The sequence below is a fragment of the Nocardiopsis chromatogenes YIM 90109 genome (assembly GCF_000341185.1).
Classification (GTDB): Bacteria; Actinomycetota; Actinomycetes; order Streptosporangiales; family Streptosporangiaceae; genus Nocardiopsis_A; species Nocardiopsis_A chromatogenes.
The window spans coordinates 1-25,075 of sequence record NZ_ANBH01000077.1 but is presented as its reverse complement, the minus strand read 5'-3'; the positions used below and the strand labels follow the sequence as shown (position 1 = coordinate 25,075).

Below are 25,075 nucleotides of genomic sequence, written 5' to 3'. Positions count from 1 at the left end.
GGACAGGGCTTTGCGCAGGTCGGTGGGGAGTTGGTCCAGGGCCTGGTGGGCCAGGGTAAGGCGGAGGGGTTAGCCGCGGGCCTCGGCCAGCATGTCCGACAGGCTTCCGGGCAGGTTGAGGAAGTTGTGGGCCTCGTCGATGTAGGCGCCCACGTCGGGGCGGTCGGTCTCGCGGCGGGCGACCCGGGCGGTGACGGTCTGCCAGGTGGCGGCCAGGGCGATGGATCCGACCAGGGAGGCGGTGTCCTCGCCCAGCCGCCCCTTGGGCAGGCGCAGCAGGACCAGGCCGCCGGTGTCGAAGGCTTCGGCCAGGTCGATGGTGGAGGACCCGGAGGCGATCACCTGGGTCACCCACGGGCGCAGCAGGGCGGTGCGGAGCTTGTTGAGGACGGGGCCGGTGGCGGCGGCCTGCCCAGTGGGGCCGAGGTCGTCGTACCAGGTCCAGAACCCGCGCAGGGCGGTCTGCTCGCCTCCGATCTTGGCCAGGGCGGCGTTGCGGACGGATTCCTCGGACAGCAGGGTGGGGATGTCGCCGAGCGTCAGGGCGCTGTCGCCTGTACGCGCCAGGGTCAGGGTGGTGGCGCGCAGGATGTCGTCGGTGCGCGGCCCCCAGGAGTCGCGGTAGATGCGGCGGAAGATCCCGACGACGGTGTCGCTGGTGAAGTCCGGGTCCTGGCCCTGCAGCAGGTTCAGGCGGGGCGGGGCGGCGCGGTCGTCGGGGTCGAACAGGATCACCCGGTCGGCGGCGTGTTCGGGCAGGCGGGCGAGGATGTCGGTGACCAGGTCCCCGCGCGGGTCGATCACCAGCGCGGAGCGCCCGGCTTCGGCGTCCTGCAGGACGCAGTTCGCGATCAATGTCGATTTGCCTGAGCCGGTCTTGCCGAGGATGTGGGTGTGCTGGCGCGCCTCGGTCACCCCGAGGGCGATGGGGCGGGCCGTGCCGGCGTCGGAGTCGCCGAGCACCCTGGTGTCCTCGCCGCCGCGGGGGACGGCGGGGGTGGGGGCGATGCGGCGGGCCCCGGCGCGGGCCAGGCCGGGCACGGCCTCGTCGACAGGTAGGTGGGCCATCGCCGCCAGCTCGGCCACCGACAGCAGGTAGCCGCGGGCCAGGTACCTGTGCCGCAGCCACCGTTCGGGTTTGAGCATGCGGCGGCGCTTCAAGTGGTTCATGCCGGAGGTGAAAGCAGCGAACGAGGAGGCGATGCCGTGGGCCCGGCCGCGCAGCGCCTCGGCAGCAGCCTCCCCTTCCCTGGTGGTGGTGAGGATGTAGGAGGCCTGGCAGGCCAGGCGCGGGCTGGCGGCTTTGGCGATGATCGCCCGCACGTCCTCCCCCACCCCAGGCGCCGACGCGGCCCGGCCCCGGTTGTGGTGGGCGGGGTCGATGGCGTCGACCAGGAGCGTCGGGGCGGCGGCCTGGCGGATCCGCGCAGCAGCAGCACGAGCCCTAGCGAGGCGCAGGCCGCTTGCGGGGCGGGCGCAGATGCGCACGCACACCTGCTGGTCCTCTTCCAGGTCGCCCATCGCGCCGAGCAGGCCCCGCAGCGGGTCCTCGGCGAAGGTGGTGCGCAAGGGGTATTCGTCGCCGCGCCCCATGGCCAGGTGCCCGCCGGTTGCGTGGGCGCCTTGGCGGATCGGGGGTGCGGCGGTGCGGGTTCGGGTGGTGGCGCCGGGCCAGCAGGCTGCGGCGGCGCGTTCGATGACGCCGGGTGGGACGGTGCCGGGCACCCAGATCTGGATCCGCACCCCGCCGGTGGTGGCGGTGTACTCCCACGCGAGGTGGGGTTGGAGGAAGAGGCGCTGCCAGCGGGGTTTGAGCAGCCCCATGGCCTGGGCCCAGAAGGCCTGGGCGCCTTCCATGGCGGCTGTGGGCGGGGGCAGCACCTCTACCACCCGTGCCCCGTCCTCCTGGAGCAGGTGGCGGGCCCACCGGAAGGCGTGCACCAGGGCGATGCCTGCCACGGCGGCCCCCAGGGCGGCCAGCCCCACCCGCAGGAGCAGCGCCATCAGCTCGGTGCCAGCGATGTGGGTCAGCAGGGACTTCGGGGTCACCAGCCGCGCTCCTCGAGCTCGTCGTCGATGTCGGTGCCGAACCCGCCCGGCGCTTCAGTGCCGCCGTTGTCGTCCATGGCGGCGAGTTCGGCGGGGTCGGTTGTGATCAGGGCGTGCTCGGTGGGTGAGGCGAAGGGGTGGAACCCGGCCCGGTGGCTCTCGCCGACGAGCAGGGCCTGGCCGCGCCCGGCGGTGGCGACCATGTGCTTCTCGCCCTCGGACAGCTCGAAGGCGCCTGCGACCGCGTCCAGGTTCTGGGCGGCCTGGCGGCCCAGCACGGCGGTGGCGGCGTTCGCGACGACTGCTTTGCCGAGGTCGGTGGCCAGCACATCTCCCACGTCCTGTGTGATCACCGTGAGCCCGCACCAGCGCTTGCGTCCGGCTTTGGCGAGTTTGTAGAGGTAGTGGGCGCCGACGGGGTTGCCCAGCAGCACCCACCCCTCGTCCACGGTGATGAGCCGGGGCATCGGGTCGCCGTGTTCGACGGTGTTCCAGGTGCGGTCCAGGGCCAGGAGCATCCCGATGGTGCGGGCCTCTTCGGGCAGGTGCCGCAGCGAGAACACGGTCAGGTGCTCAGCGGAGGCGTCGGCGGTGGTGGGCCCGTCGAACAGGGGCGCCGCCGACCCTGTGGTGTACCGGGCGACCTTGGCCGCAAGCCCCGCCCCTTCTGGTTCGTCGTCGTCTTCGAGGGCCTGGACGACGTCGCGCAGCAGCGGCGCGGGGCGGTCCCAGGTGGCCGGGTCACGGGTGATGCCCGCACAGGTGTAGGCGGTGATGACGGCCCGGTCCAGCGCGGCCGCCTCCTCCGCCGACAGGGCCCCCACCATGGCTGCGGTGAGGGTGTGGGCGAACAGGCACCGGCCAGTGAACCCATCCTTGGCGCCCTCCGGGATGTCGAAGGGGTTGATCCGCCCCTCGGCCCCCAGGGCGATGCGGGTCCCGCCGACAGACTCGCACAGAGCGGCGTACTCGTCCTCGGGGTCGATCACCGCGGCCTGCACCCCGACCATGAGCGAGCGCAGCAGCTCAAGCTTGGCCGCGTAGGACTTCCCGGCGCCGGAGGCGGCGAGGTAGACGGCGTTGTGGTTGTCCAGGCCTCCGCCGAACCGGTCCCACAGCACCAGGCCCTGCGAATGGGTGTTCTCGCCGTAGACCACCGCCGTGGGCCCCAGCTCGGGGGCGGGGTCGGGAGAGGCGAAGGGGATCATCGCCGCCACGGCGTCGGTGTCCACGCTCCGCCCCGCCTGCAGCGCATCCGCCCCCAGGGGCAGGGTGGAGGTCCAGCCGTGCAGGGCCCGCCAGGTCGCCGGGGCGGTGCCGACCAGGAGCCCGGCCGCCAGGGCCCGCAGGTCGGTGATGCGGGCGTGCAGGTCGTCTTCGGTTCGGGCGTGGACGGTGAGGTAGACGGCGAGGCGGTAGAGGCGGGACTGGCCGGTGGCCACGCGTTCGGCGAGCTCGGCAGCGTCCCCCGCGGCGGCGGCCTGGTGGGGGTCTTCGACCCTGCCGTGGGCGGCGTCGGTGCGCCAGGCCGATTCCAGCCGGGTGCGGCGCCTGCGCAGGCGGGTCGAGGCCAGCGGGGCGGGGACGGGGTCGATGTGCAGGGCGGCGTCGATGACGCCGGGGTGGTTGAGGAGCGGCTGGGCCCAACCGGGGCGTACGTCGCGCGGGTAGCCGGTGACGATCAGCGTCTGGCAGAGTCCGTCTTCCAGGCGCAGGCTCCGGCGGCCCACCTCGACCGACGGTCCGCCCAGCCGGGGCGATCCGGTGTTTCTTCTCCACAGGCTGTACACAGTGTGCCCTTTCAGTCGTCGGATGGGCGGTGGGTGGTGGCGGCGAGGGGGTTCATGGCCTCGCGCAGCAGCGCTTCGGCCTCCTCGCCGTCGCAGATCCGGGCGCGGATACCGGCCCCGTCGAGCTGGGCGGCGACCTCGGCGGCACCTCTCAGCACCGGCGGCCCCTGGCCGCCCGAACGGGCGGGGGCGGTCACCACGAGGAGGGCCTGGCGGCAGGTGAGCTCGTAGCGGTGCTGGACGGCCTCGAGGAAGTCGGCGTGGTCCCGGGCGGCCCTGGCCAGCGCCGGGGCCGCAAGGCCGGGGGCGTTGTCGCGCAACAGCAAGGTGTAGGGGGCCAGGTCGAGCGGGCGGGCCTGGATGAGGACCTGCACCGGGTGGGCCAGCGAGTCGAGCACGGCGGCGAAGGCCCCCACGATCGCCTCCTGCTCCCGTTCCGAGGCGAGGTGGAAGTTGACCGAGGAGCAGGCGACCACCACGGCCTGCCGGCCCTCGGCCAGGGTGATGACGCCGTCGTCTCCGATGGCCGAGGCCGGCAGCCGCAGCGGCGCCAACCGCACCCGGCTCCCCCGGACCCGCGGCGCCCAGTCCGGGAGGCGGCCGGTGCGCCCTTCCGGGGCGCCGATGCGGCGCTTGGGCGAGCGCCACCACGCCAGCCCGGCGGCGAGGTAGGCGTCCAGGCCCATGCCGTCGCGCTCGCCCAGCGCCAGAGCCAGCACCACACCGCCGGTGGCCACGGCGACGGCGATCTGCGCCCACGCCGGGACGCGGTCTCCGGCGAGCAGGTAGCCGATCCACAGTCCCAGGGCGGCCGGGGCGATGAGCAGGAGCTGTCGGCCGGTCAGGCCGAAGGCGACCGGTTCGGGTCGGTCGATGTCGGCGGGGATGCGCGCCCGCCACCGCGATGCCCCTTCTGTCATGGGCGGTCACCTCACTTGTTGTTGAAGCCGACGCGGTTGAGCGGGAGGCGGCGCTGGACCCAGTGCTTCTTGGGGTTGGCGAACAAAGGCACCTGCCCCCTGGGCGGGCGAAGGGGCCGTTCGGGCCCCTGCCGGGGTGCGTCGAAGACTTCGCCAAGGCGCCTTGTGCCGCGCCGCCCCGGGGCGCGCTCGGGCGGCGGGGTCGGCAGCACACCCTGGCGCCACCGCCGCCTCGGCCCAGTCCCTTCGGGTTTCTTCGGTGGTGGCGGGGCGGGGCGGAAGAGCTCTTGTTGCTCGCTGCGCGGCCGCTTGGGGTAGGAGCCGTCGCCCAGGCGGGCCCGGGCGGGGTTGGTGCCGTGCGGGCGGGGCGGCGGCGGGCCCTCCAGGCCGCGCGGGCCCGGCAGTCCGCGAGCATCGCCGCCTGCGGGCAGTTCCTTGCGGCCGGCACCCAGCTCACCCGCCGGAGCTCGGTGTTCAGGGCGGGGCCGGTACCACCAGATGCTCGGCCGCACCCGGTCCAACCCGCCCGACGGCCCGCCCGGTCCGGGCGGTAGCGCCCCGCCTGAGGCGCCTGCCGCGCCTGGTCCGCTCAGGCGGGGCGGGCGGCGGCGCAGCGGGATCAGCGTGCCGCGCAGCCTCCCCGGCCCGGGTGGCGGCCCGAGGCCGGTGGAGGGCCCTCGGGAGAAGTTCAGGCCGCGCAGGGTCTTGAACAGCAGCACAGCGGCGGCGGCTTTGGCGGCGGTCATGATCGGCGAGGAGCCCGGGTGGGGCGACCAGACCAGCTTCATCACCCAGAACGGCACCCGGATCTGGATGTAGACCACGACCAGGAACAGCACCAGGTCATACAGCGCCGTGCCGCCGGCCTCGGAGTCCCCCTCGTCCGGGCGGGCGGGGCCGGTGGGGGCGCCCAGCAGCGCGACGGCGTCGGGCACGTCGGGGACCATGTGGCCGAACAGCGACATCTGGCCCTCGAAGAAGATGCGCATCATCACGATGAAGGCCAGGCACTGGGCGATCGGCATCGCGCACAGCCCGGCCATCGAGCGCCACCACAGGGCGGCCAGCCGATTGGTCTGCGGAAGGGCGTGGAAGGCCAGAAGCAGCGGTGCCGCGATGACCAGCACAATCGACATGACCGTGCGCACCACGTCAGCGATCACCCACACCACCAGCCCCACCACCAGGGCGAGTAGCAGCAGGACGGTGAAGGCCACGCCCTCCATGAGCAGGACCTGCATGCGCTCGCGCATGTTCTGCGCCGCCTCGACGGGGTCCAGCCCGAGGGCGCCGATGCCCCGGGAGATGCCGTTAGCCGCGGTGAACAGCTCCTTGGCGATCCACAGCGAGGCGTTGCAGGCGATGAAGGCGAAAGCGATGCGGCCGAGGACTTCGCCCAGGCCGTAGCGGGTCTGGACGGTGCCCTGGCCCATGAGCAGGCCGCCGCCTGCCAGCACCAGCAGCACGAACAGCAGGTTCGCCGTGGTGAGCACCCCGGCCCAGAGCCCCTCCACACCCTCCGACGGCAGCGGGACGTGGAAGGCGGCGGTGGCCACCCACTCGAACAGCGGGTTCAGGGCGTCGGCCACCAGGTCGGCGAACCACGCCGACACCTGGCAGCCCACGTCGCCGAACCCGCACTCGATCGGCGACTCCAACCCTCCGGAACCGCCGTCCGCCCCGGTGCCGGGTTCGGGCACCGAACCGGGGTCGGGCGGCGGCGGGCCCGGCGACGGGCTCGGCTCGGGCACCCCCTTCTGCCCTGCTCCCCCGGCGTCTCCGTTGCCGGTGTCCGGCTCCGGTCCGGGCTCAGGGGCCCCGGTCGGGCCGGGGTCCGGTTCGGGGCCGCTGGGCGGCACAGGTTCCGGTCCGGGTGCGGCCGGTTCGGGAGCGGGCTGGGCCGGGACCACGCTCAGGCCCCCGGCCCGGAGACCACGTAGTCCAGGACCGCCATCAGCACCGTCGCCAACACGGCGATCCCGTAGCCGATGCCCGCCCCCGACAGCGACTTCTTGGCCGCATCCACCTGCGAGGGGTCCCCTCCGGCCATCAGCCACCGGATCCCGGCCACCGTCAGGAACAAGGTTCCGATCGCCGAGGCCAGTGCGACGATCACCTCGCGCAGGCGGTCGACGACTTCGCGGATGTCGGCGGTGGACTCCATCGCCGGATCGGCCCCTTGCGCCCACGCGGCCTCGGCCCCGGCGGCCACGAGCGCGACGGCGGCCATCACCGCCCCGGCGCCCCCGACGAAAGCGAGTGCCCCGGCCCTGAGTTCGGCCTCGTGCTGCCTGTCGGCCTCGGACCGGCCCTGTCGGCGTCCTTGTGCTGCCATGCCCGCATCCCCTCCCTGGTCCGGCTCGTCTGCGGAAGGTCCGGGCGCACACCCCGAGAGGGTGCGGGGAGGCGGGCTCCCCCTCTCCTTGGTCCGGTGGCGGTGGTCGCTCGTGCCAGGGCGAGTAGCACATCGAGCAAGCCCCGCACCCCCGGGTGTGTGCGCCCGAACTACCCCGTTAAAGAGCCAGCGCCCAGCCCGCCTTGGACACCAGCGGCGGAACCGAATCCACCACCAGGCCGCCTGGCCTCCCCTCAAGAGCGGTGCCAGGGTCGAGTTCGCCGCCGCGGATCGCGGCGGCCAGGCGCTCCTCCGCGCGCGACCGGCGCTTGGCCAGCGCCCAGTACCCCTCCCCGGACCGGTCGGCGACCTCGCGAAGCGCGGTGCCCTCAAGGCGGGTGGCCCCGATCAGCTCCGCTTCCGCCTGGGTGAGCACCTCGAGGGTGACGGCGCGCTGCAGGACCTCGTCGGTGCTGCCGGCCGCCTCGGCCCCCTCGTCGGCCGGGTCGGTCTCGGTATCCGCCGGGGCGGGCTCGGCCAGCACCCGGCGCCGGGCCCGCAGTCCGGCGCGCTGGGCCCGGCAGCGCAGGTACCAGGACAGCTGGGCATAGCCGGTATCGATGCGCCGCACCTCGACGATGAACGCCAGGGCGATTTCAGATTCCACCTCGGCGGCCTGCCCGGTGGTCAGGCCGCGGGAGCAGCGGCGCCTCACGCCCCTCAGGGCGGGCATGGCCAGCCCCAACGCGCCGGTCATCCANCGGGCGCGGGCGATGACCACCCGCCACACCGCATCCTTCACACCCCGGCTGGTGCCCGGTTCCAACAGCAGGTCGCGGACGGCCAGCAGCCCCATCACCGGCTCGGCCAGCCCCGCGTCGACGTCGCTGGCCTCAAGGTGGAGCGGGTCGGGAACCAGGCGGTAGAACTCGCGCTCAGCGACCCGCAGAGCAGTGGTGGTCATGACAGCGTCTCCCCCGTACGGCGTTCCTTCTCGGACGCCGCCCAGGCAAGACACCCCCGCGATCAGCACATCGTCACGGCGCACTCAGGGCGCGATCACCGCGCCTTCACAGCGTGCTCGTGCACAAGAAAATCCCGCCCCGCCACAAGCGGCGGGGCGGGGCTCTCGCGTGGGGCGCCGCGCGGCGTGATGACTCGGCGAATACACTCTGACCTGCGCAATCATCGCTTCCGAGAGCTCGGGGGCCTCCCCCACCGGTCCCGCTCCAGGGTGTTCACGGCGCCATCACGGCGCGGCCGCTCAAAAAGGGCTCCGGGCCCCCGCACGGAAGCCGGGTCGTCAGGCCGCTGCGGGGGCCTGGAGCAGGGCGGCCAGCTCGTCCACCAGCCGCCGGGCCGCCCCCGCCGCATCCGCCCACGAGTGCATCTGCTGGGCGCCGTCGGCGCCGCGCCAGCAGAACGCGCCGCCGCGCACCCACACGGTGATCCCGCCCGGCAGCGATACCACCGACACCCGCGCGTCCACCGACCCGAACACCCGCCCCACCCCGGCAGCCCGCAGCGCCGCGAACAACGCCTGAGCCGCCCCCGCAGCATCGCCCTGACAGTCCCCCAGGGGCCGGTGGCCCCGGGGCGCGGGCACCCCTACCACCGCACTCGTGGCGTGTTGGCGGCCGCCGAACGCCCGCGCGGGCCCAGACGCCCCGCGCGGGCGGGGCCGCACCAGCCCCAGCGGCCCGGTTCCCTGAACGGTCTCGGTGGCGGTAGTGGTCGGCATGGACGCCCCTCCCGTGGCCCGGCGCCGCCGTGCGCGGCGCGATCACCACCGATGGACCCGCACCTCGACGAGAACCTTCAAGACTAGGCGGAAAAGTACCTCGAGAACCTCGACCAGAGGGCCGACCTGCGGTGTTTCTAGATGGGGCGACTCGCGGTCGCGACGTCACGACTGCCGTCCTCTCGTCTCGGACGCTTGCGGAGTCGGGGCTTTCTGCAAGCATGTGCTGACCGAGTGATGCGGCGAGGGGGCACGGCGTGCAGCGGTCCAGGTGGTACTTCGCGGGGGCGGCCGTACTCACCGCCGGAGCAGCGGCAGCCGCACCAGCTTTGAGCGCATTCGACATCAGCGCCCCCTGGGCACTGACAGTCGTACCCGCCATCGGCGTCGCCGCCGCGCTAGGTGCCGGTGTTCTACAGACCCGCCACGAGCAGAGCAACGCCCGCCGCCAGGAACAACTCACAGCCCGCCAGGAGGGATGCCTGACCCTGGCCAACGGGCGCCTACCGCGGGTGCGCGACCTGCCCGAGCCGCTGGCCTGGAAGGTCCACCCTGCAACGCACACCGGCGTCTCCATGCACGAAGGCACACTCTCTCCGGTGCCGCCCTACATCCCCCGCGACATCGACCAACGCCTGCGCCAGGCCATCTCCGCGGGCAGCTTCGTCCTAGTGATCGGCGAGTCCACCGCAGGCAAGACCCGCTGCGCCCAGGAAGCAGTCGCCGCGACCCTGCCATCCCATACTCTGATCGCCCCCACGCGCAGCGGCCTGCCCGCCGCGCTCCAGGCAGCCAAGGAACACCGCAAGTGCGTACTCTGGCTCAACGACCTGGAGACCTACCTGCCCGCCCCCGAACTGACCCCCGAAGCCCTGGCTGGACTCACCACGCCAGCCTCGCGCAGCCACCGTGTAGTGGTAGCCACCGTCCGAACCAACGAGTTCAATCGGCTGTACGCACGCCCCGCCGACCCGGCCGAGCGCGCCGCAGCTGACAGGGCACGTAATGTTCTTGCGCTAGCACACCAGGAGCGGCTTCCCCGCAGGTTCACTGCCTCTGAGGTTGAGAGAGCCGCCAAGCTCTCCTGGGACCCCCGCATCGCCCGCGCACTCGAGCATGCCAATACTTTCGGCCTGGCCGAGTACATGGCCCACGGCCCCCAGCTCCTTGCCATGTGGGAGAACGCCTGGAGCCCCAATACCGACCCGACTGCCCCCTCGCACCCGCGTGGCGCGGCGTTCGTGGCCGCTGCCGTTGCCCTGCGCACCGCCGGCTACCTCGCTCAGATCCCTCGCGCCCTCATCGAAGACGTCCACGGCTTCTGGCTGGAGGAACGCGGTGGCAACCGGCTGGCGCCGGAGTCTGTGGAAGAGGCGTGGACGTGGGCGACCGCTCCGCAGGAGGCCACAACGCGCCTGCTATATCAAGTCGGCGACGATGTCTCCGCCTTCGATTACCTCATCGACGCCGAGCAAACCCGCTCCGCATTTGTCTCCCGAGCACCCGAAGGCGTCATCAGACAGGCTTTGTCGTATGCAGACTCCCCCTCATGCGTTTCAATGGCAGACATGGCAGAATCAGAAGAAAATTACGACCTAGCTTTGACTGCAGCACGGAAAGCATACGAAAAGACCGTCCGCGCCAGAGGCGATGGCCACCCAGAGACACTCCGCATTCGCCAGTCCCTCGCCCACTACACCGCAATGACAGGCGACGGAATGTCTGCACTAATTCAATACAGCAATCTCATCAAAGACAGCGAGCGCTTTCTAGGCGCCGATCACTCCATCACTCTCACATCGCGCGAGGGAGTCGCCTTAACCACAGGCATGTTGGGCGGTTTCAGCGCCGCACGAGACATATACTCTGACCTTGTCACCGACTGCGTTCGACTACTTTCCCATAATCATCACCTCACCATCGCAATCCGTGAAGGGTTCGCCATATCCAACGGGATAGCAGGTGATATCGAAGTTGCCCGAAGCCAGCTCAACGAGCTATTAAAGGACAGCGAGCGCATTCTTGGCCCACAGCACCCCACAACCATCGACGTCAAATACACATTGAAGTACTGGAACGAATTTCCAGAATTCGAGTAAATTGAATACTTATATTGCTCGCAACTATTGACCAAGCAAATCTTACAGACACCAACAGCCTGTTTGGCAAGACGAACTTCGGTGCTTATTGTCCGATGCCGAACCTCAGCATGTCATTCAGTCAACGAGGTAGTGGGCTTCGATGTAGGCGACCGTGGAGTCGAATGGCTCCCCCACAGGCTTGAGCATGTATTTGCGGAACACCGCGGACGTCGCGCGGCGCACACCCCGATTGCGGGCCTCGGCGTTGTCCCAGGACTGGGCGAGGGTTCGTGTGACCACCTGGTCGATTTCCTCGGCCAGGTTCCTCTCCGTCACCGTCAGGCCGGGCGGTGCGTGCTCATGGATGATCCGCGACAGGACACCTACGTGGTCGTCGTCGACCACGACGACGGCTTCGTCGGGGTGCTTCTCGGCGTCCACGATAGTTCGAGCGATCCGCAGTGCTTCGGCCAGGAAGTCTAGGGCGTCCTGGGCATTCTGGATGATCCGGTCGCGTAGCTTCCTGATCCGCTCAGCCAGGGCCGTGTACTTGGCCGACTCCGGTTCGACTCCGTTGTCCAGGGCGGCTTTGATCCTGTCCAGGATCTCCGCAGCGGACGGCGGCTTCTCGTCCTTGCCATCCTCGTTACCCGGCTTGGGACGAACGAGGGACATAAGTTCCTTGAGAAGAGCGATGCCCTTGGCATCCAGTCTTAGAGGCTCCTCTTGGGAGGCGACCACGGAGAAGGAGTGGACATGGGCGTTGATGATTTCCAAGACCATCGGCCCTAGTTCGTTGAGTCGCTGTTTCCGCTCTTCGTCTGTGGACTTCTTGAACAGCGTTGTGTAGACCGAACCGAACAGCCCGATGCCGCCGCGGTACTTGGTGATGCGCTTATCGGTGTTGATGTAGGGGTACAGGCGTGCGAGGAGCCGGTACTCCTTAGCGAAGTCCTCGGCGGCATCGGGGTTGGCGTCCAGGAACATGTTGATCGCGCGCACCGACTCGTAGCTGTGGACTTCGAGGTCCAGGCCGTCCACGTCGGCCAACAGGTCCTCGATCCGCGCGAAGGTCTTACGGAACTCCGCGACCAGTTCGGACACGTCGTTGACGAACCCGCCTCCCTTACCGGGCTCCTTAGAGGCGGGGTCGGCGACGGCGCGCTGAACCTCTTCTGCCAGACCGATGTAGTCCACGACCACCCCGGAGGTCTTCACGAACCCGTCCGGGGACACCCAGGGGCGGTTCGGCCGGGTGATGGTCTGGAACAGGGTGTGGGCCTTGAGCGGCTTGTCCAGGTAGAGGACCCCCTCGTTGGGGGCGTCGAACCCGGTCATCAGCTTCGCGGTCACCACCAGGAAGCACAGCGGGTCGTCCGGGGTGAGGAACCGCCGCTTCTGGTCTTCTTCCTCTGTATCCGACAGCCGGTACTTCTGCAGCGAGGGGTCTTCGCCCTTGCGGTTCGAGACGGAGATGTTGACTTCGGCGGTGATCCGTTCGTGTTTGCCGACTTCGGCCAGGGCCTGCGTGGCTTCGAATCCGGCGAGGAGTTCGTTGATCTTGTTGGTGTAGGCCACGGCCAGCTCACGGTTGTAGGCGACAACCTGGGCCTTGAGGCCGTTGCGGTAAGGGCCGGCCAGGTAGTGGTCCACGATGTGCTGGCACACCGCATGGATGCGGTCGGGGTTGTTGAACACCGAGGTCAGGCGCCCGAACTTGCGCGACAGAAGGTCCCGATCGGGGTCGTCGAGGTCGAAGTCGTCGCCGAACTGGTCGAACTCGGCTTGCAGTTCCAGGTCGTTCATCTCGAAGGAGACCGGGTGGGGGTCCAGCATGACCGGGACGGTCGCCCCGTCCTGTAGGGACCGGGAGACCGAGTAGTGGTGCAGGACCCGTCCCGGGTCGCTTTCTTCGCCGAAGAGGGCGAAGGTGTCGGTGGCGAGGTTCCTGATGGGGGTGCCGGTCATGCCGAAGAACTTTGCGTTCGGCAACGCTGCGCGCATCTGGCCGGCGAGGGATTCCTCGTCTTTAGACTGGGTGCGGTGGGCCTCGTCGACCAGAACGATGATGCTGCCCCGGGTGGACAATTCCTTGCCCGCATCGGCGAACTTGTGGACCGTCGTGGAGATGACACCGGGCACCCCGTTGGCCAGCAGGGTACGTAGTTCCCGGCTTGTGGCGGGCTGCTTGAAGTTGCTCTCGCCCAGCGCTGAGGTGTACACGCCGGAGGTCTGGCGGACGAGGTCGAGGCGGTCCGACAGCAGGATGATCGTGGGCGACTCGATCCGTGGGTCGGCCAGCAGCAGGGAGGCAGCGAACACCATGAGCAACGTCTTCCCCGACCCCTGGTGGTGCCAGATAAGACCTTTCGAGCCTCCCTCCAGGACGCGTTGGTGGATCAGGTCCGCGGCCTCCATCTGCGGATAGCGCGGAAGGTACTTGATATCCGCCCCACCACCGGACGTGTCGAAGAGGGCGAATCTGGCGAGCACCTCCAGCACCGTGACCGGGTTCAGCAGCAGCTCGACGGACCGCTTCACGTCGGTCTGCCCGAGCAGGGTCTCGTCATCGCCCGTAGACCGGAACGGCTGCCACAGAGTCGTCGGGGCACCAGCAGCGCCGAACCGCAGTTTCAGTCCGTCGGAGGCGACGGAGAAGACATTGGGGGTGAAGAACCACGGGTACTCGGTGGCGTACACGTCGTTGATCTCGTGGGCTGCGTCGATCCACGCGGACTTCGTTGTCGGGGACTTCAGCTCGACCACAACCAGTGGCAGCCCGTTTACCCAGTACACCAGGTCGAAGCGGCGGGAAGGCTTGCCTGGGACGGTGATGGTCACTTCGTCTGAGACGACCAGCGTGTTGGCGGACGGGTGTTCGACGTCAATGATCTTCAAGGCGTGCCACACGCCGTCCGTGTCCCGGAACTCTTCTCGTCCCCGCAGCAGATGCAGCACTTGCTCGTTGGCCCGTACCAGGCCGCCCTCGACGGCATTGACCGTCGCGGTGATCTCCTCGACCACCGCGTCCACGTCGAATCCGTCGATCACTCCGGGGTTGAGGCGGACAATGGCGTCCCTCAGCTGACTGGCGATCACCGTCTGTGTGGTCTCACGCGGCAGCGATCTGCCCGCAGTGAAGTCCCACCCCATCGGGACGGACCACTGGATCATCAGGTTCTGAAACTCGCGTTCCGCGATGCCCTTAGCCATCAGACGACTTCCAGTTCGACGGACTCGATGTCAATGGTGCGGTCCAGCAGGCTTGTCAGGAGACCCGACCGGACTTCACGGAGCCGGGCGGCCTCCGCGCGGGTCGCCTCCACTACAGACGTCATCGCGTCAAGTTCCAGCGCCATCTCGCGTTGACGATCGAGAGACGGTAGGTGCACGGCCATACTCTTCGCCCGTTTCGCGCTGATGTGCTTGATGTTGCTTCCCCCCGCGACATCAAGGAAAGCCCCGGACTCGTAGGCCCACATACTCCAGTGGAAGACGAACTCAGGGATGCAGACCCCTTCCAGCGCCCGGAGACGGAGCAGGGTCATCTGGGTGCAAACGGGCGCTGATAGCTCGTCTCGCCACATGGCGGGCATCCCGACCGCATTCGCGCTCGCACTGCCCTCGGACACCACAACGTCACCGTACTGCAGACCGTATTTCTTTTGCTCCGCTGGACTGTAGTTCATCTCAAGCACGTCGGTCAGATCAAGCGTCCCGTACCCCACATTCGCAGAACGAAGGTAAGGCGTCATATATTGACCGACCGCCCTTTCAGGTGTCCGACGAACACCAGTGGAAAAATCAAAAGCCTGATCGGCCCTCACGACTTCAAGGTGCTTGTCAGTAATGAGATCGGCTCGTCGGCGACGCAAAACCGCTGCCAGCGCCTCTGATTCGGCGTCGAGTGCGGTGATCTGAGCGTCGACAGCGCCAATCACCTCAACGATCCGCTCCTGCATCGACAGCGGCGGCAAAGCGAACGGTATGGCACGAAATGAAGCGTCGGCGATGGTCTTACGACGCAGAACCGTTCCAGAGGCACGGTTTTGCATCTCAACCCAGAACGCTGGCGTCTGGAAGTACAGCCCCAGGAACTCCGGGAGAGCTCTCTGGTCCACCTCATAGGTAATGAAGACACCCGAGACGTGGGTGCCGTCGTGCTCCGATCGTGCAACGCCTACGGGGGCTTCGAACGCTGTAATCGTGCGGAGCACGACGTCGCTCTCTCGCACCATGTTCAGCGTCTTGTATTTCGAGACACCACCAACAAATGGTTCCTTCTCGCCGAGGCCACGCCCATACATCTGTACACTGGCAGCAGGATAGGTGACGCCATCCTTCACAGTCACCTTGCGATGAACTCGGGTCAGTAGGTCACCAAGGGTGATTTGCTTCCAATCACTCATCGAAGCCCTCGATCCCGGCGTCAGCGAGAACGGCAAGCATGCGGGCTTCAGACTTCTGCCGTTCGGCACGGGCGATGTTATAGGCGTCGATGAGTGTACCGAGATCTTCACCCTCAGCTGCGACATGCTTGATGTACCTGCCGATGTTCAGGTCGCACTCGTTCGCCACGATCTCCGTGGTCGGTACGAAACGTAGAGCGATTCCGCCACCACCATCGGGGTTCACCGGGCTGCCGTCAGCGTCGAAGTGTGAGTGATAAGCGGCCACCACATCAGCGATGTCGGCGTCAGCGAGAACGTTACGGTTCTTGCCCTTGATGAACCGCTTGGAGGCGTCGATGAACAGTACGCCCCCCTGGCGTTCCTCAGGCTTGCTTCCGGGTGCACGGAATACGAGGATGCAGGTCGGGATGGTAGTCGAATAGAAGAGGTTCGCTGGAAGACCGATGACGGCCTCCAGCAGGTCGTCCTCCACGACACGCTGGCGGATGGCACGTTCCTGCGCTCCGCGGAAGAGGACCCCGTGAGGGAGAACGACGCCTGCGCGCCCCTTCTTTGCGCTCATGCTGGCGATCATGTGCTGGACAAAAGCCCAGTCCGCCGATGCCTGGGGGGCGACAGCTCCAAGGGCACGAGGATCGTTAGTCCAGGGCTTCCACTTGAGACTGTATGGAGGGTTAGCGACGATCACATCAAACTGTGCTAGGGATCCGTCCGGTTTTTTGAAGCGCGGATCCTTCAGGGTGTCCCCAAGCTCGATTCTGAAGTCAGTTAGGTTATGCATGAACAGGTTCATGCGCGCGACGCTTGCGGTGTCCGCCACGGCTTCCTGTCCGTACAGTCTGAGGGAATAACCCCGCTTCCCTCGAGCCTTCAGGAGGTTCGCGGCCGCAATGAGCATTCCCCCAGAGCCACAAGTGGGATCGTACACGGACTCGTAGTTTTTTGGGTCTAGGAGCTCAATGAGCAGCTCTACAACCTCACGCGGAGTAAAGAACTGGCCTGCGCGGGTACCGGACCCGTCAGAGAACCGCTTCAGCAAGTACTCATACGCTCCGCCCAGCACATCGTGGGACATATTGTCCCCGTGCATCTCCGGAGTACGGTCCATCGCCTGCATAACCGCTGCCAGCACCTCTCCTGACAACACTTCTGTTCGAGTCCATTCCATGGACCCGAACAGACGAGAGAACTTATCGGGATTTGCAGTCTCGATAGCTTGAAGGGAGGATCGGACCCGCTGGCCGAGGCCGGGCTGGGTGATGGTAGCGAGTATGGAGGACCAGGACGCTCGTCGCTCCTCAGCAGTGCCGCGGTTAATGAATGGGATCTCAAAAGACTGGTAGTCGCGGTACTCGATCTCACGGGCTTCGTCGTCTGTCAGACCTTCCAAGCCCTCGTTCTCAGCGAGGAACACCTCGTGGTTATGTTCCCAGGTGTCCGACAGGTACTTCCAGAACATCAACGGGAAGATCACTGAAGCGTACTGCGCCTCGGGCATCGCCACGCGCAACTCGTCGGCGGCGTCCCACAACCGGCTCTCGATCTCCTGCTGCGTCACTGCCATCAGTCGGAGGTGTCCTTGCTTGTCAGAGGGTGGAGGCCCGCGGGCCGTGTTGTTGCTGCTCGTCAGCCTACTTTCGAGGACTGACAGTATGTGCACAAGGCAAGCACGGATGCTCGTTCCTCTGCCGCCGGCTCCATCAGCCCTGCCAGTATTGGGGCGACGGGTTCGCTGTGGGCGTCTCTGGACCGAGCCCGGCGCCCCCTTCCGCATGCAGTCTGCTTCGGAGCAGGTGCGGTCGGGGGCCCCATCCCCGCACCCCGGCAGCAACGACGCCGGGAGCTGGCCGAACACGTCAGGCGGCTGCACGAGGCATCCAACGGCACGAGCGGGTTCCGGCGCATCCTGGCCTGTCTGCACGCCGAAGGCGTGGACGCCTCGCAGGGGCTGGTGCGCTCCATCATGCGCGAGCTGGGGATCTTCGGTGTCCAGCCCCGTTCGAACAAGCGCACCACCGTCCCCGCGCCGGACGCCCACACGAGCCCCGACCTGCTGCGGCGCGACTTCACCGCGGCCGAGCCCGCGACGAGGCTGGTCGGTGACATCACCTACCTGCGCACCGGCCAGGGATGGCTGTATCTGGCGACGGTGATCGACCTGCACTCGCGGATGGTCGTGGGCTGGTCGATGGCCGAGCACATGCGCACCGGGCTGGTCTGTGACGCGTTGCGGATGGCGCATACGCACGGGCACGTGCGGCCCGGCGCCGTCTTCCACTCCGACCGCGGGTCGCAGTACACCTCTGCCGGCTACGCCGCCGTTGCCGGGGAGCTGGGCGGTGTGAGGCTCTCGGTCGGGCGGAGCGGGTCGTGTCACGACGACGCTGTGGCGGAGTCGTGGTTCTCGATGCTCAATAACGAGATGTTCCACCGGTACCGGTTCGCCACCCTGGCCGAGGCCGGGTTCGCGGTGATGCGGTACATCGAGGTGTTCTCCAACCGGCAGAGGTTGCACTCCACGCTGGGCTACCGCACCCCGGCGGCTGTGCTCGCCCTGTGGCAGGAGGCGGTCGCTCTCTCGGCCTGACCAGCAAAACGACCGTCTGAACAACTTGACACAGCCCAAAGCTGGATTCGTCGCATGATGAAGGCGAGGCGCAGGGCTACGCTTGTACGGGATGGGATCGAGGACGGCAGAGGCATGAGCGATACAGGGCGGAAACAGTTGAGGACGACGCGTCAGGAGTTGCATCAGATTGAAGAGGGGCTCAAGTGGAGCTATGGGGGACTCATCGATGAGAGCGGCCTTGAGCAGAAGACGGGTCGTGAACGAGAGCGCGCATGGCTGTCCAGGGCAGTGGCTGCGGCGGCGCTACGTCGTGAGACTGGGTTGGACCGTGAGGACTGCGCGAAGGCCGTCATCGATGATTACGACGACGGTGGGCTTGACGCAGTTGCGGTCACTGACGGAGCCCAGGTGTGGCTTGTTCAGGGAAAGTGGAGCGACAAAGGGAACGCTGGTTTCAGTCAGAGCGCGGCTCTCTCCTTAGTTCACGGACTAACCCTGCTGGAACAGCGTGATTTTAGTTCATTCAACGAAAAAATGCAGCCGTTCACTGCGCAGCTCGACTCTGCGCTGGCGGATACCCGCCTGAAGATCCACCTCGTGATCGCGCTTGTCGGGGACGAGCCGCTCAGCAAGCATGCTAGGGACGTCCTGGACCGCTCTGTTGAGGACCACCACGGACACGGCCCGATGCTCGACTATAAACTACTGGGCGCTGGTGCGCTGCTGGAGCAGCTCAAGGACGATCGGTCTCCCGTACCGGTGAACGTCAATGTGCGGATGCAAAAATGGATCAAGCGTGATACACCGTTCACTGCGTTTCAGGGTACTGTTGCGGCTGGCGATGTGGCCAAGTGGTATGACGGCTATGGACACCGCCTGTTTTCGCAGAACATTCGGAATTCTCTAGGCCGGACCCCGATCAACTCAGGTATCCAGCAGACGCTGGCCGATGAACCCGACAATTTCTGGTATTTTAACAACGGCATCACTGTGTTGTGTGACCGGGTCGAAGAGCACTGGATTAGCCGCCGTCGTCCCGATGAACCGGTGGAACTCATTTTGAGTAAAGTCAGCGTTGTCAACGGCGCCCAGACTGTCACTTCGATACACGAGGCATGGAGCCTGGATCCGGAAACCGTTGAAGACGCAGACGTCAGCGTTCGCGTGATCGCTCTGGGGGACTTGGGGGAGGAGCGAGCCATCTACGCGAAACGAATTACGCAGACCACCAATACTCAGAATGATGTTTCACTGCGGGACTTCATCGCCTTGGACGACACGCAGGCGCGCATCCGTGAGGACTTCGACCTGTCCCTTGGCAAGCAGTACGTTTACAAGCGCGGTGAGGCCGATCCGGCTCCGGAGGCGGGCTGTTCGGTGGTGCATGCTGCTGTCGCTTTGGCTTGTGCACACCGCACATCGGAATTGTCGGTTCGGGCCAAGAGATCAACGGACTTGCTGTGGGAGAGTGGCCGACTCGGGAACTATGCTCGGTTGTTCGGTGAAGCGCCGAGTGCGTTTCGTATCTGGCGCTGCGTTCTGATCCATCGTGAGGTCGGCAAGGCCCTGGAGCAGCTACACGAGCACGTGCGGGGGCGCGCGGCCGACACGACGCTCCGTGGCGACCTGTTCATCAGCCACCTAATCTTTCGACTCCTTGCCCCTGATATGGAGGACGTCGATGACCCGCACTTCGATGTCGGGCCGCTACTAACCCGTATACCTGGCCTCGTCAAACCAGTCGTGGACTGGCTAATTTATCAGATCGACATGGTCTACGGGCCTACGTCCTTCCTCACCAGCACGTTCACCAACGAGGAGCGCTGTAAGGAACTCGCCAATCTTGTCCTGACCGCAGTACAGGCCGGTCAGCCTGTCCCGGAAGTTCCCGAAAACTATCAGCCTTCAGCGCCGCGCCCACGTCGTCCACGCCGCCCGAACGCAGTACCCACTTTGGTGACCGCTCAGCTGCTGGCAGAGGGTACTCCCGTTCAGTATTTCCCACTGACCGCGCCGGAGGAGAAGGCGGTAAGTGAATGGCTGAACGCCGACCCACGCAGGAAACAAGCAAGTTGGACGAATGACCGGTCCAGGCCTCTGGTCTGGGCTTACGACGGCTCCCCCTACTCGGCAAGCGGACTTGTCTCCCGAATCTGGGAGTTGGCGGGCTGGGAGGAGGCTCCTGGCGCGGTCCAGGGGCCAGCACGTTGGATCGTCGAAGGAAGGCAGTCTCTGTACGACATGGCCATGGAGTGGCTGACTGCCCAGGACGAAGCAGAGGAGGAGTGAAAGCCGTTGGGCCGCTTCTGAGGAAGCCGAGAAGGCAGCCCTTGCGTGTCTCCGAGTCTGTGGGAAAGTACGTCCGCCGGTCTGCGGACGGATGGTCTGAGGTCGGGCGCGAGTCCGAGGGGGAGCAAGAGGGCTCCCGTCCCGGAGGGGTGGATGCTTGAACGGGCGCTTACAGCCGACGGCCGCGGACCTGGCAGCGTGCGCGGCCCCGGAAGTGGTCGCTCCACATTCGCTCTGTGGACGTGCGACGGCTGATCGTCTCCGCGAGAGTGCCTCTGGTCGGGGTTCTCGAAGCGGAGTGCCTCGCGCGTGGGTGGAGAGAATGGACGAGCACTCCAAGGCATCGGCCCCATCAGGGCACGCCCAATGTAGGCATATCAGGGCGTACCAGGCACATATAACCGCCTGTTCGGAGTCCGGAGGGGAACTTCTAATCCGACGGTCGCAGGTTCGAATCCTGCCGGGTGCGCAACAAAACCCCAGGTCAGAGCCCTGTATACACGCCAGCAGGGAGAGCTGTCCTGCCGGTGGGACCAGGGTGGGACCGAGGTGGGGCCGACACCGGCCCCCGTCGGCCCCTGCGTCCCCGCACAGGCCGACGGACACGCCCCGCGTCCTTGAGCACCAGCGATGCCGTGCGCTCCGCCGCTTCACGTGCCACCTGGGGAAGCACGGTGGAATAGGTGTCCGCGGTCAGCACGATGCTCGCGTGCCCCAACATCGCTTGCACCACCTTCAGCTCCACCCCTACCGCCAACGCCAGCGTCGCCGCGCCATGGCGCAGGTCATGCAGCCGCACCGGCGGCAACCCACTCGCGGTGTTCAACCTCCGGAACAGGCGCGACAGCCGCTCTGGAGCCAGCGGGCCGCCGCCCACCGCCGTGAAGACATAGCCACCGCGATCCCACTCACGACCGCGCCTCTCGGCCTCTTTCTGCTGGCGCCACCGGTGGCGGCGCAGGACACCCACCGTAGCGTGGTCCACCATCACAGTGCGACGGCTCGCCGCGCACTTGGGCGCCGACTCCACCAACCCCCGGCCCCGATGGGCCTGGAGCTGGCGCACCACCCGAACCGCCCCCTGATCAAGGTCGATGTCGGGCCACCGCAGGCCCAGAACCTCGCCACGGCGCAGCCCGCATATCGTCACCAGGTGAAACAGGCCGTACACCCGCTCCTCGGAGCCGCCAGCGCCGCCCCTGGAGACCGCGTCGGCTCCTGCTTATCCTTGCCTCCGGGCGTACCGCGCACCGCGTTACGCAGTGTCAAAGCGGCCAGGCAGAGAAGGTAGGCACACCCCAGGTACTTCAGCGTGCGGAACGCGGGCCCCAAGGCCAGAAGCAGCGCCGAGAGTCCGGCTCAGGCCGCCGCGGTCCAGTCGAGCCGGCCGCTGCACACACCCAGCGCCACTGTGAGGCCGCCCGGCGCTCCGGTTCCCGTCCGGGCGAATGGGCCATGGGTCGTCGCTCCCCTTGTCCGTCCTGTCGGTGTCCGGGGTCTCCGGAGCCTCGTCAGGGGTTCGGTGCACGGCGGCGGGGCGGATTGGTCCGTTCTCAAGGCGCCCTGCGGAACAGGGCACGAGAAGGTCCGGGGGCGGCTTCCCCAGGCGCCGCCCCCGGACCGGGGAGAGATGCGGGGAGGGTCAGCCCTCCAGCGGCATCTGCATCATCGGCTCGCTGGTGGGCTGGTCGGATCCCCCTTCGGGTTCGACGGTGACGGCGATGCCCTCGGCGTCTCCGATGCCGCCCGCCAGGAGCGGATCGACCTCGCCGTCGGAGGCGACCTCCAGCAGTCCGGCCGAGCGCACCGAACCGTCCGGGTCGGCCAGCCACAGCTGGTAGTCCTGCCCGTCGAGCGGCTCCAGCCCCTGAACGCTGAGGACGAGGGCGCCGCGGCTCTGCGAGGAGACCGCCGTCACCGCCACCCCCTCGGCCGGCTCCGCCCCGGCCACCTCCGCGTCGGGTGCGGAGAGCACAGCGGCGATCTGCCGCTCCTTCTCCTCCAGCTCGCCGATGCGGGACTGCTGCCAGACCACGGCCCCGCCCAGGGCCAGGACCGCGGCCAGGCACGCGGCGAGGGCCCATGCCCCGCCCCAGCGGGACCACCAGGAGCGCGGTGAGGCCATGCGGGTCTCGGCCGGGGCGAGCTGCCGCGTGCGGGAGACCTCCTCCAGCACGCGGGCACGCATCCGCTCCGGCGGTGTGCGGGACGCGGCCTCCCCGAGCAGAGCCGCCGTCTCGGCCATTCCGCGCACTTCCTGCACGCAGGACTCGCAGCGCGCGAGGTGCTCTTCGAAGCGGCGCAGCTCATCCTCGGGCAGGGCGTTGAGGGCGTAGGCACCGGCGAGCGTGTGCAGGTCCTGGCGAAGTCGCGGCATCACCACTCCACCCCCAGGCAGTCGCGCAGGCGGATGAGGCCGTCGCGCATCCTCGTCTTGACCGTCCCGAGGGGCGAGGACAACAGTTTGGCCACCTCGCGGTAGGTGTAGCCGCCGTAGTAGGCCAGGCGAACGGCCTGGCGCTGCAGCTCGGTCAGTGTCTCCAGACACCGGCGGACGCGTTCGCGCTCCAGTCGGCCGGTCGCCTCCTCCTCCACCTCGTCGTAGGGGGATCCGTCGCCGACCGCCGCGGCGCGTGCCTCGCGGTCGCGCCCGGCCTGGTCGCTGCGGACCCGGTCGACGGCGCGGCGGTGCGCGAGCGTCATCGTCCACGCCTGCGGGCTGCCCCGGTGCTCGTCGTAGCGGCAGGCCGAGCGCCACACCTCCACCATGACCTCCTGGGCGACCTCCTCCGATTGGGCGGGGTCGCGCAGGATGCGGCGGACCAGCCCGTACACCGGCGGGCTCATGCGGTCGTAGACCTGTTCGTAGGCGCGTTCGTCGCCGCGGGCGACACGGTGCAGGAGGCCGACCAGGTCCTCCTGGGGCTGCGCACCGCCTTCGGGGACACCGGCCAGGTGCCGTGCGGAGTCCTCGTTCATCGTCCTCGTTCCCGTCCCAGGGCCGAACCCGGGCGGGCCCTGTCCACCGCCGACCCGCCCGGGCGCCTGAAGCCTCGACCTGTGGCGTCTAGCCCTGGGGCATCAGCACACCGTCGATGATGTAGACCGTGGCGTTGGAGGTCTGCACGTTCCCGCAGACCACGTTCGCGTCGCCGTTGACCGTGTACTCCTCTCCGGAGCCGGAGGTCTCCACCTTCCCGCCCTGCAGCGAGGTGAAGGAGCCCTCCTCCAGGTCCGCGGGCGCGTGCTTGCCCTCGACGACGTGGTAGGTCAGCACGTCGGTGAGCTGGTCCTTGTCCTCCAGCAGGGCGTTCAGGTCCTCCTCCGGGATCTCCTCGAAGGCCGCGTCGGCCGGCGCGAAGACGGTGATGTCCTCGGCGCCGTTCAGCGTGTCGCCCAGGTCGGCCTGGGTGACGGCCTCGACCAGCGTCGACAGGGCCGGGTTGTTGGACGCCGCCGTGGCGACGGGGTCCTCGGCCATGCCGTCGAAGCTGCCGGCCCCGTCGTCGGGGACGTCGGCACAGGCAGGGCCGAACGGCTCGTCCATCGCCGCCTCGGTCTCACCGTTCCCGGCCCGCTCCTCGGCCGAACCGGTCTCGCCTCCGCTGCCGCCGGCCTCCTCCTCACCGCCGCCGGACATGTCGCCGCAGGCGGCGAGCCCGAAGGCGAGCACGGCGGCGGCCGAGGCGGTCCCGAACTTGCGGATGTAGTCGGTGGTGCTCATCGTCATCCTCTTCTTTCCTCTGCTCTTTCTCGGTGGTTCCGTTGTGCTCTCGCAGGGGGTGCGGACCGGGTCGCGAGGGGCGCGGCGCGCCGTGCTCACACCGTGGTGATCTGCACCGAATGCCAGCCCGTCGCCCCGTCGGGAACGGGCTCGGCACGTTCTTCGGTCTGCGTGTATCCGGAGTTGTCGGTGGCCCGGACCTCGAAGGTGTGCCGCCCGGGCTCCAGGTCGAACTCCGTGCTCCACTGGACCCAGGTGTCGATCCCCGGCGCCTCGGCGAGGTCGGCCTCCCGCCAGGGGCCGCCGTCGGCGCGCACCTCCACCGCCTCGATCCCGCGGCGCTGGGCCCAGGCCGTTCCGGCCACGGTGGTGGGGCCTGCGTCGACCTCGGCCAGCGGCCCGGGAACGTCGATCCGGGACATGGTCTTGATCGGCGCCCTGACGGCCCAGCCGCGCCGCGCCCAGTAGGCGCGGGCGTCGGAGAAGCGGGTGAGGCGGATGTCGGTGACCCACTTGGTGGCACTGACGAACCCGTAGAGGCCGGGCACGACCACGCGCACCGGGAAGCCGTGCGCGAAGGGGAGCGGTTCGCCGTCCATGGCGATGGCCAGGAGGGCGTCGCGCCCGTCCAGGACCGCCTCGGTCGGGGTGCCGCAGGTCCACCCGTCCTGGGAGGTGCTCAGGATCTGGTCGGCCCCGCTGTGCACACCGGCCTCGCGCAGCAGGTCGTCCAAGCGCACGCCCAGCCAGCGGGTGTTGCCGACCAGGTCGCCGCCGACCTGGTTGGACACACAGGTCAGGGTGGTGTCGGACTCGACCAGGCGGCGCCGCAGCAGGGCGTCGTAGTCGAGTTCGAGGGGCCGGTCGACCATGCCGTGGATGCGCAGCCGCCACCGGTCGGGGTCGACCCGGGGCACCGACAGGGCGGTGTCGATGCGGTAGAAGACCGGGTTGGGGGTGGTGAAGGGCGGCAGGCCGCGGATGCCCAGGTCGGAACCGGCGGGAAGGGGCGGCAGCGGATCGGCCGCAGGGGGCAGCCGGAGGACGGCCCGCTTCTCGGCGATGCCCGCCCCCGAGGCCAGGTAGCGCCCGATGCCGCCGGCCGCACCCGCGAACACCAGCACACCGGCCCCGGTGAGCAGGAAACGCCGACGGGAGGACACGC

At 68.2% G+C, this 25,075-nt stretch carries 16 protein-coding genes and 1 pseudogene; 3 read left to right on the top strand and 14 right to left on the bottom strand.

The features are described from left to right. Nucleotides 1-69 precede the first annotated feature (69 nt). The 6 genes from D476_RS39635 to D476_RS0107890 all read right to left on the bottom strand — a co-directional run bounded on the left by D476_RS39635 (nucleotide 70) and on the right by D476_RS0107890 (nucleotide 8,835). A complete protein-coding gene (locus D476_RS39635; RefSeq protein WP_017623413.1) occupies nucleotides 70-2,049 on the bottom strand; it encodes a type IV secretory system conjugative DNA transfer family protein in 1,980 nt (659 codons plus the stop codon). Continuing rightward, a complete protein-coding gene (locus D476_RS32475; protein WP_239648629.1) occupies nucleotides 2,046-3,839 on the bottom strand; it encodes a VirB4 family type IV secretion system protein in 1,794 nt (597 codons plus the stop codon). The genes D476_RS39635 and D476_RS32475 overlap by 4 nt, the downstream gene beginning before the upstream one ends. An 11-nt stretch (nucleotides 3,840-3,850) precedes the next feature. Next, entirely contained in the window at nucleotides 3,851-4,759 is a 909-nt protein-coding gene (locus D476_RS0107910) for a PrgI family protein (protein ID WP_017623411.1), read from the bottom strand. 11 nt (nucleotides 4,760-4,770) lie between these two features. After that, entirely contained in the window at nucleotides 4,771-6,459 is a 1,689-nt protein-coding gene (locus tag D476_RS0107905; RefSeq protein ID WP_152529261.1) for a hypothetical protein, read from the bottom strand. 212 nt (nucleotides 6,460-6,671) lie between these two features. Then, nucleotides 6,672-7,094, bottom strand: a complete 423-nt coding sequence (locus D476_RS32470; protein ID WP_017623410.1) for a pilin — start codon at nucleotides 7,092-7,094, stop codon at nucleotides 6,672-6,674. 1,303 nt (nucleotides 7,095-8,397) lie between these two features. Then, nucleotides 8,398-8,835 carry a hypothetical protein gene (locus D476_RS0107890; RefSeq protein WP_239648628.1) on the bottom strand — a complete coding sequence of 146 codons (438 nt, stop codon included), beginning with the start codon at nucleotides 8,833-8,835 and terminating at the stop codon, nucleotides 8,398-8,400. A gap of 329 nt (nucleotides 8,836-9,164) precedes the next feature. Here D476_RS0107890 and D476_RS32465 point away from each other — a divergent pair, with 329 nt between their 5' ends. Continuing rightward, nucleotides 9,165-10,934 (top strand): hypothetical protein, encoded by a 1,770-nt coding sequence (locus D476_RS32465; protein ID WP_017623407.1) that lies wholly within the window; start codon nucleotides 9,165-9,167, stop codon nucleotides 10,932-10,934. A gap of 117 nt (nucleotides 10,935-11,051) precedes the next feature. Here the strand turns inward: D476_RS32465 and D476_RS0107880 are convergent, their stop codons facing one another. From D476_RS0107880 to D476_RS0107870, 3 genes are read right to left on the bottom strand one after another with little or no spacing between them, the layout of a single operon-like run. Further along, on the bottom strand, nucleotides 11,052-14,129 hold the full coding sequence (locus tag D476_RS0107880; RefSeq protein WP_017623406.1) for a type I restriction endonuclease subunit R: 3,078 nt from the start codon (nucleotides 14,127-14,129) through the stop codon (nucleotides 11,052-11,054). Then, the gene (locus D476_RS0107875) at nucleotides 14,129-15,325 is read right to left on the bottom strand and encodes a restriction endonuclease subunit S (protein WP_083939447.1); all 1,197 of its coding nucleotides are present in this window, start codon (nucleotides 15,323-15,325) and stop codon (nucleotides 14,129-14,131) included. Before D476_RS0107875 ends, D476_RS0107880 begins: the two co-directional genes overlap by 1 nt. Next, nucleotides 15,318-16,892: a class I SAM-dependent DNA methyltransferase gene (locus D476_RS0107870; RefSeq protein WP_017623404.1), complete on the bottom strand. Its 1,575-nt coding sequence runs from the start codon at nucleotides 16,890-16,892 to the stop codon at nucleotides 15,318-15,320. Before D476_RS0107870 ends, D476_RS0107875 begins: the two co-directional genes overlap by 8 nt. Before the next feature lie 255 nt (nucleotides 16,893-17,147). On the opposite strand from D476_RS0107870, the pseudogene D476_RS32460 reads away from it, so the two are divergent. Both D476_RS32460 and D476_RS0107860 read left to right on the top strand, forming a co-directional pair. Beyond that, nucleotides 17,148-17,915 (top strand): annotated as a pseudogene (locus tag D476_RS32460) (IS3 family transposase); the annotation flags it as partial. Nucleotides 17,916-18,029: 114 nt separating this feature from the next. Then, complete coding sequence (locus tag D476_RS0107860; protein WP_051061647.1) at nucleotides 18,030-20,186, top strand: AIPR family protein; 2,157 nt, start codon at nucleotides 18,030-18,032, stop codon at nucleotides 20,184-20,186. 484 nt (nucleotides 20,187-20,670) lie between these two features. Here the strand turns inward: D476_RS0107860 and D476_RS32455 are convergent, their stop codons facing one another. The 5 genes from D476_RS32455 to D476_RS0107835 form a co-directional block, all read right to left on the bottom strand. Then, a complete protein-coding gene (locus D476_RS32455; protein WP_017623401.1) occupies nucleotides 20,671-21,357 on the bottom strand; it encodes a site-specific integrase in 687 nt (228 codons plus the stop codon). 471 nt (nucleotides 21,358-21,828) lie between these two features. Beyond that, on the bottom strand, nucleotides 21,829-22,563 hold the full coding sequence (locus tag D476_RS0107850; protein WP_017623400.1) for an anti-sigma factor: 735 nt from the start codon (nucleotides 22,561-22,563) through the stop codon (nucleotides 21,829-21,831). Continuing rightward, nucleotides 22,563-23,165 (bottom strand): ECF RNA polymerase sigma factor SigK, encoded by a 603-nt coding sequence (gene sigK, locus D476_RS0107845; protein ID WP_017623399.1) that lies wholly within the window; start codon nucleotides 23,163-23,165, stop codon nucleotides 22,563-22,565. The genes D476_RS0107850 and sigK overlap by 1 nt, the downstream gene beginning before the upstream one ends. Nucleotides 23,166-23,253: 88 nt before the next feature. Then, entirely contained in the window at nucleotides 23,254-23,916 is a 663-nt protein-coding gene (locus tag D476_RS0107840) for a fasciclin domain-containing protein (protein ID WP_017623398.1), read from the bottom strand. Nucleotides 23,917-24,005: 89 nt separating this feature from the next. Then, nucleotides 24,006-25,075, bottom strand: a 1,070-nt coding sequence (locus tag D476_RS0107835) for a molybdopterin-dependent oxidoreductase (protein ID WP_017623397.1), incomplete at its 5' end; no start/stop codon positions are given.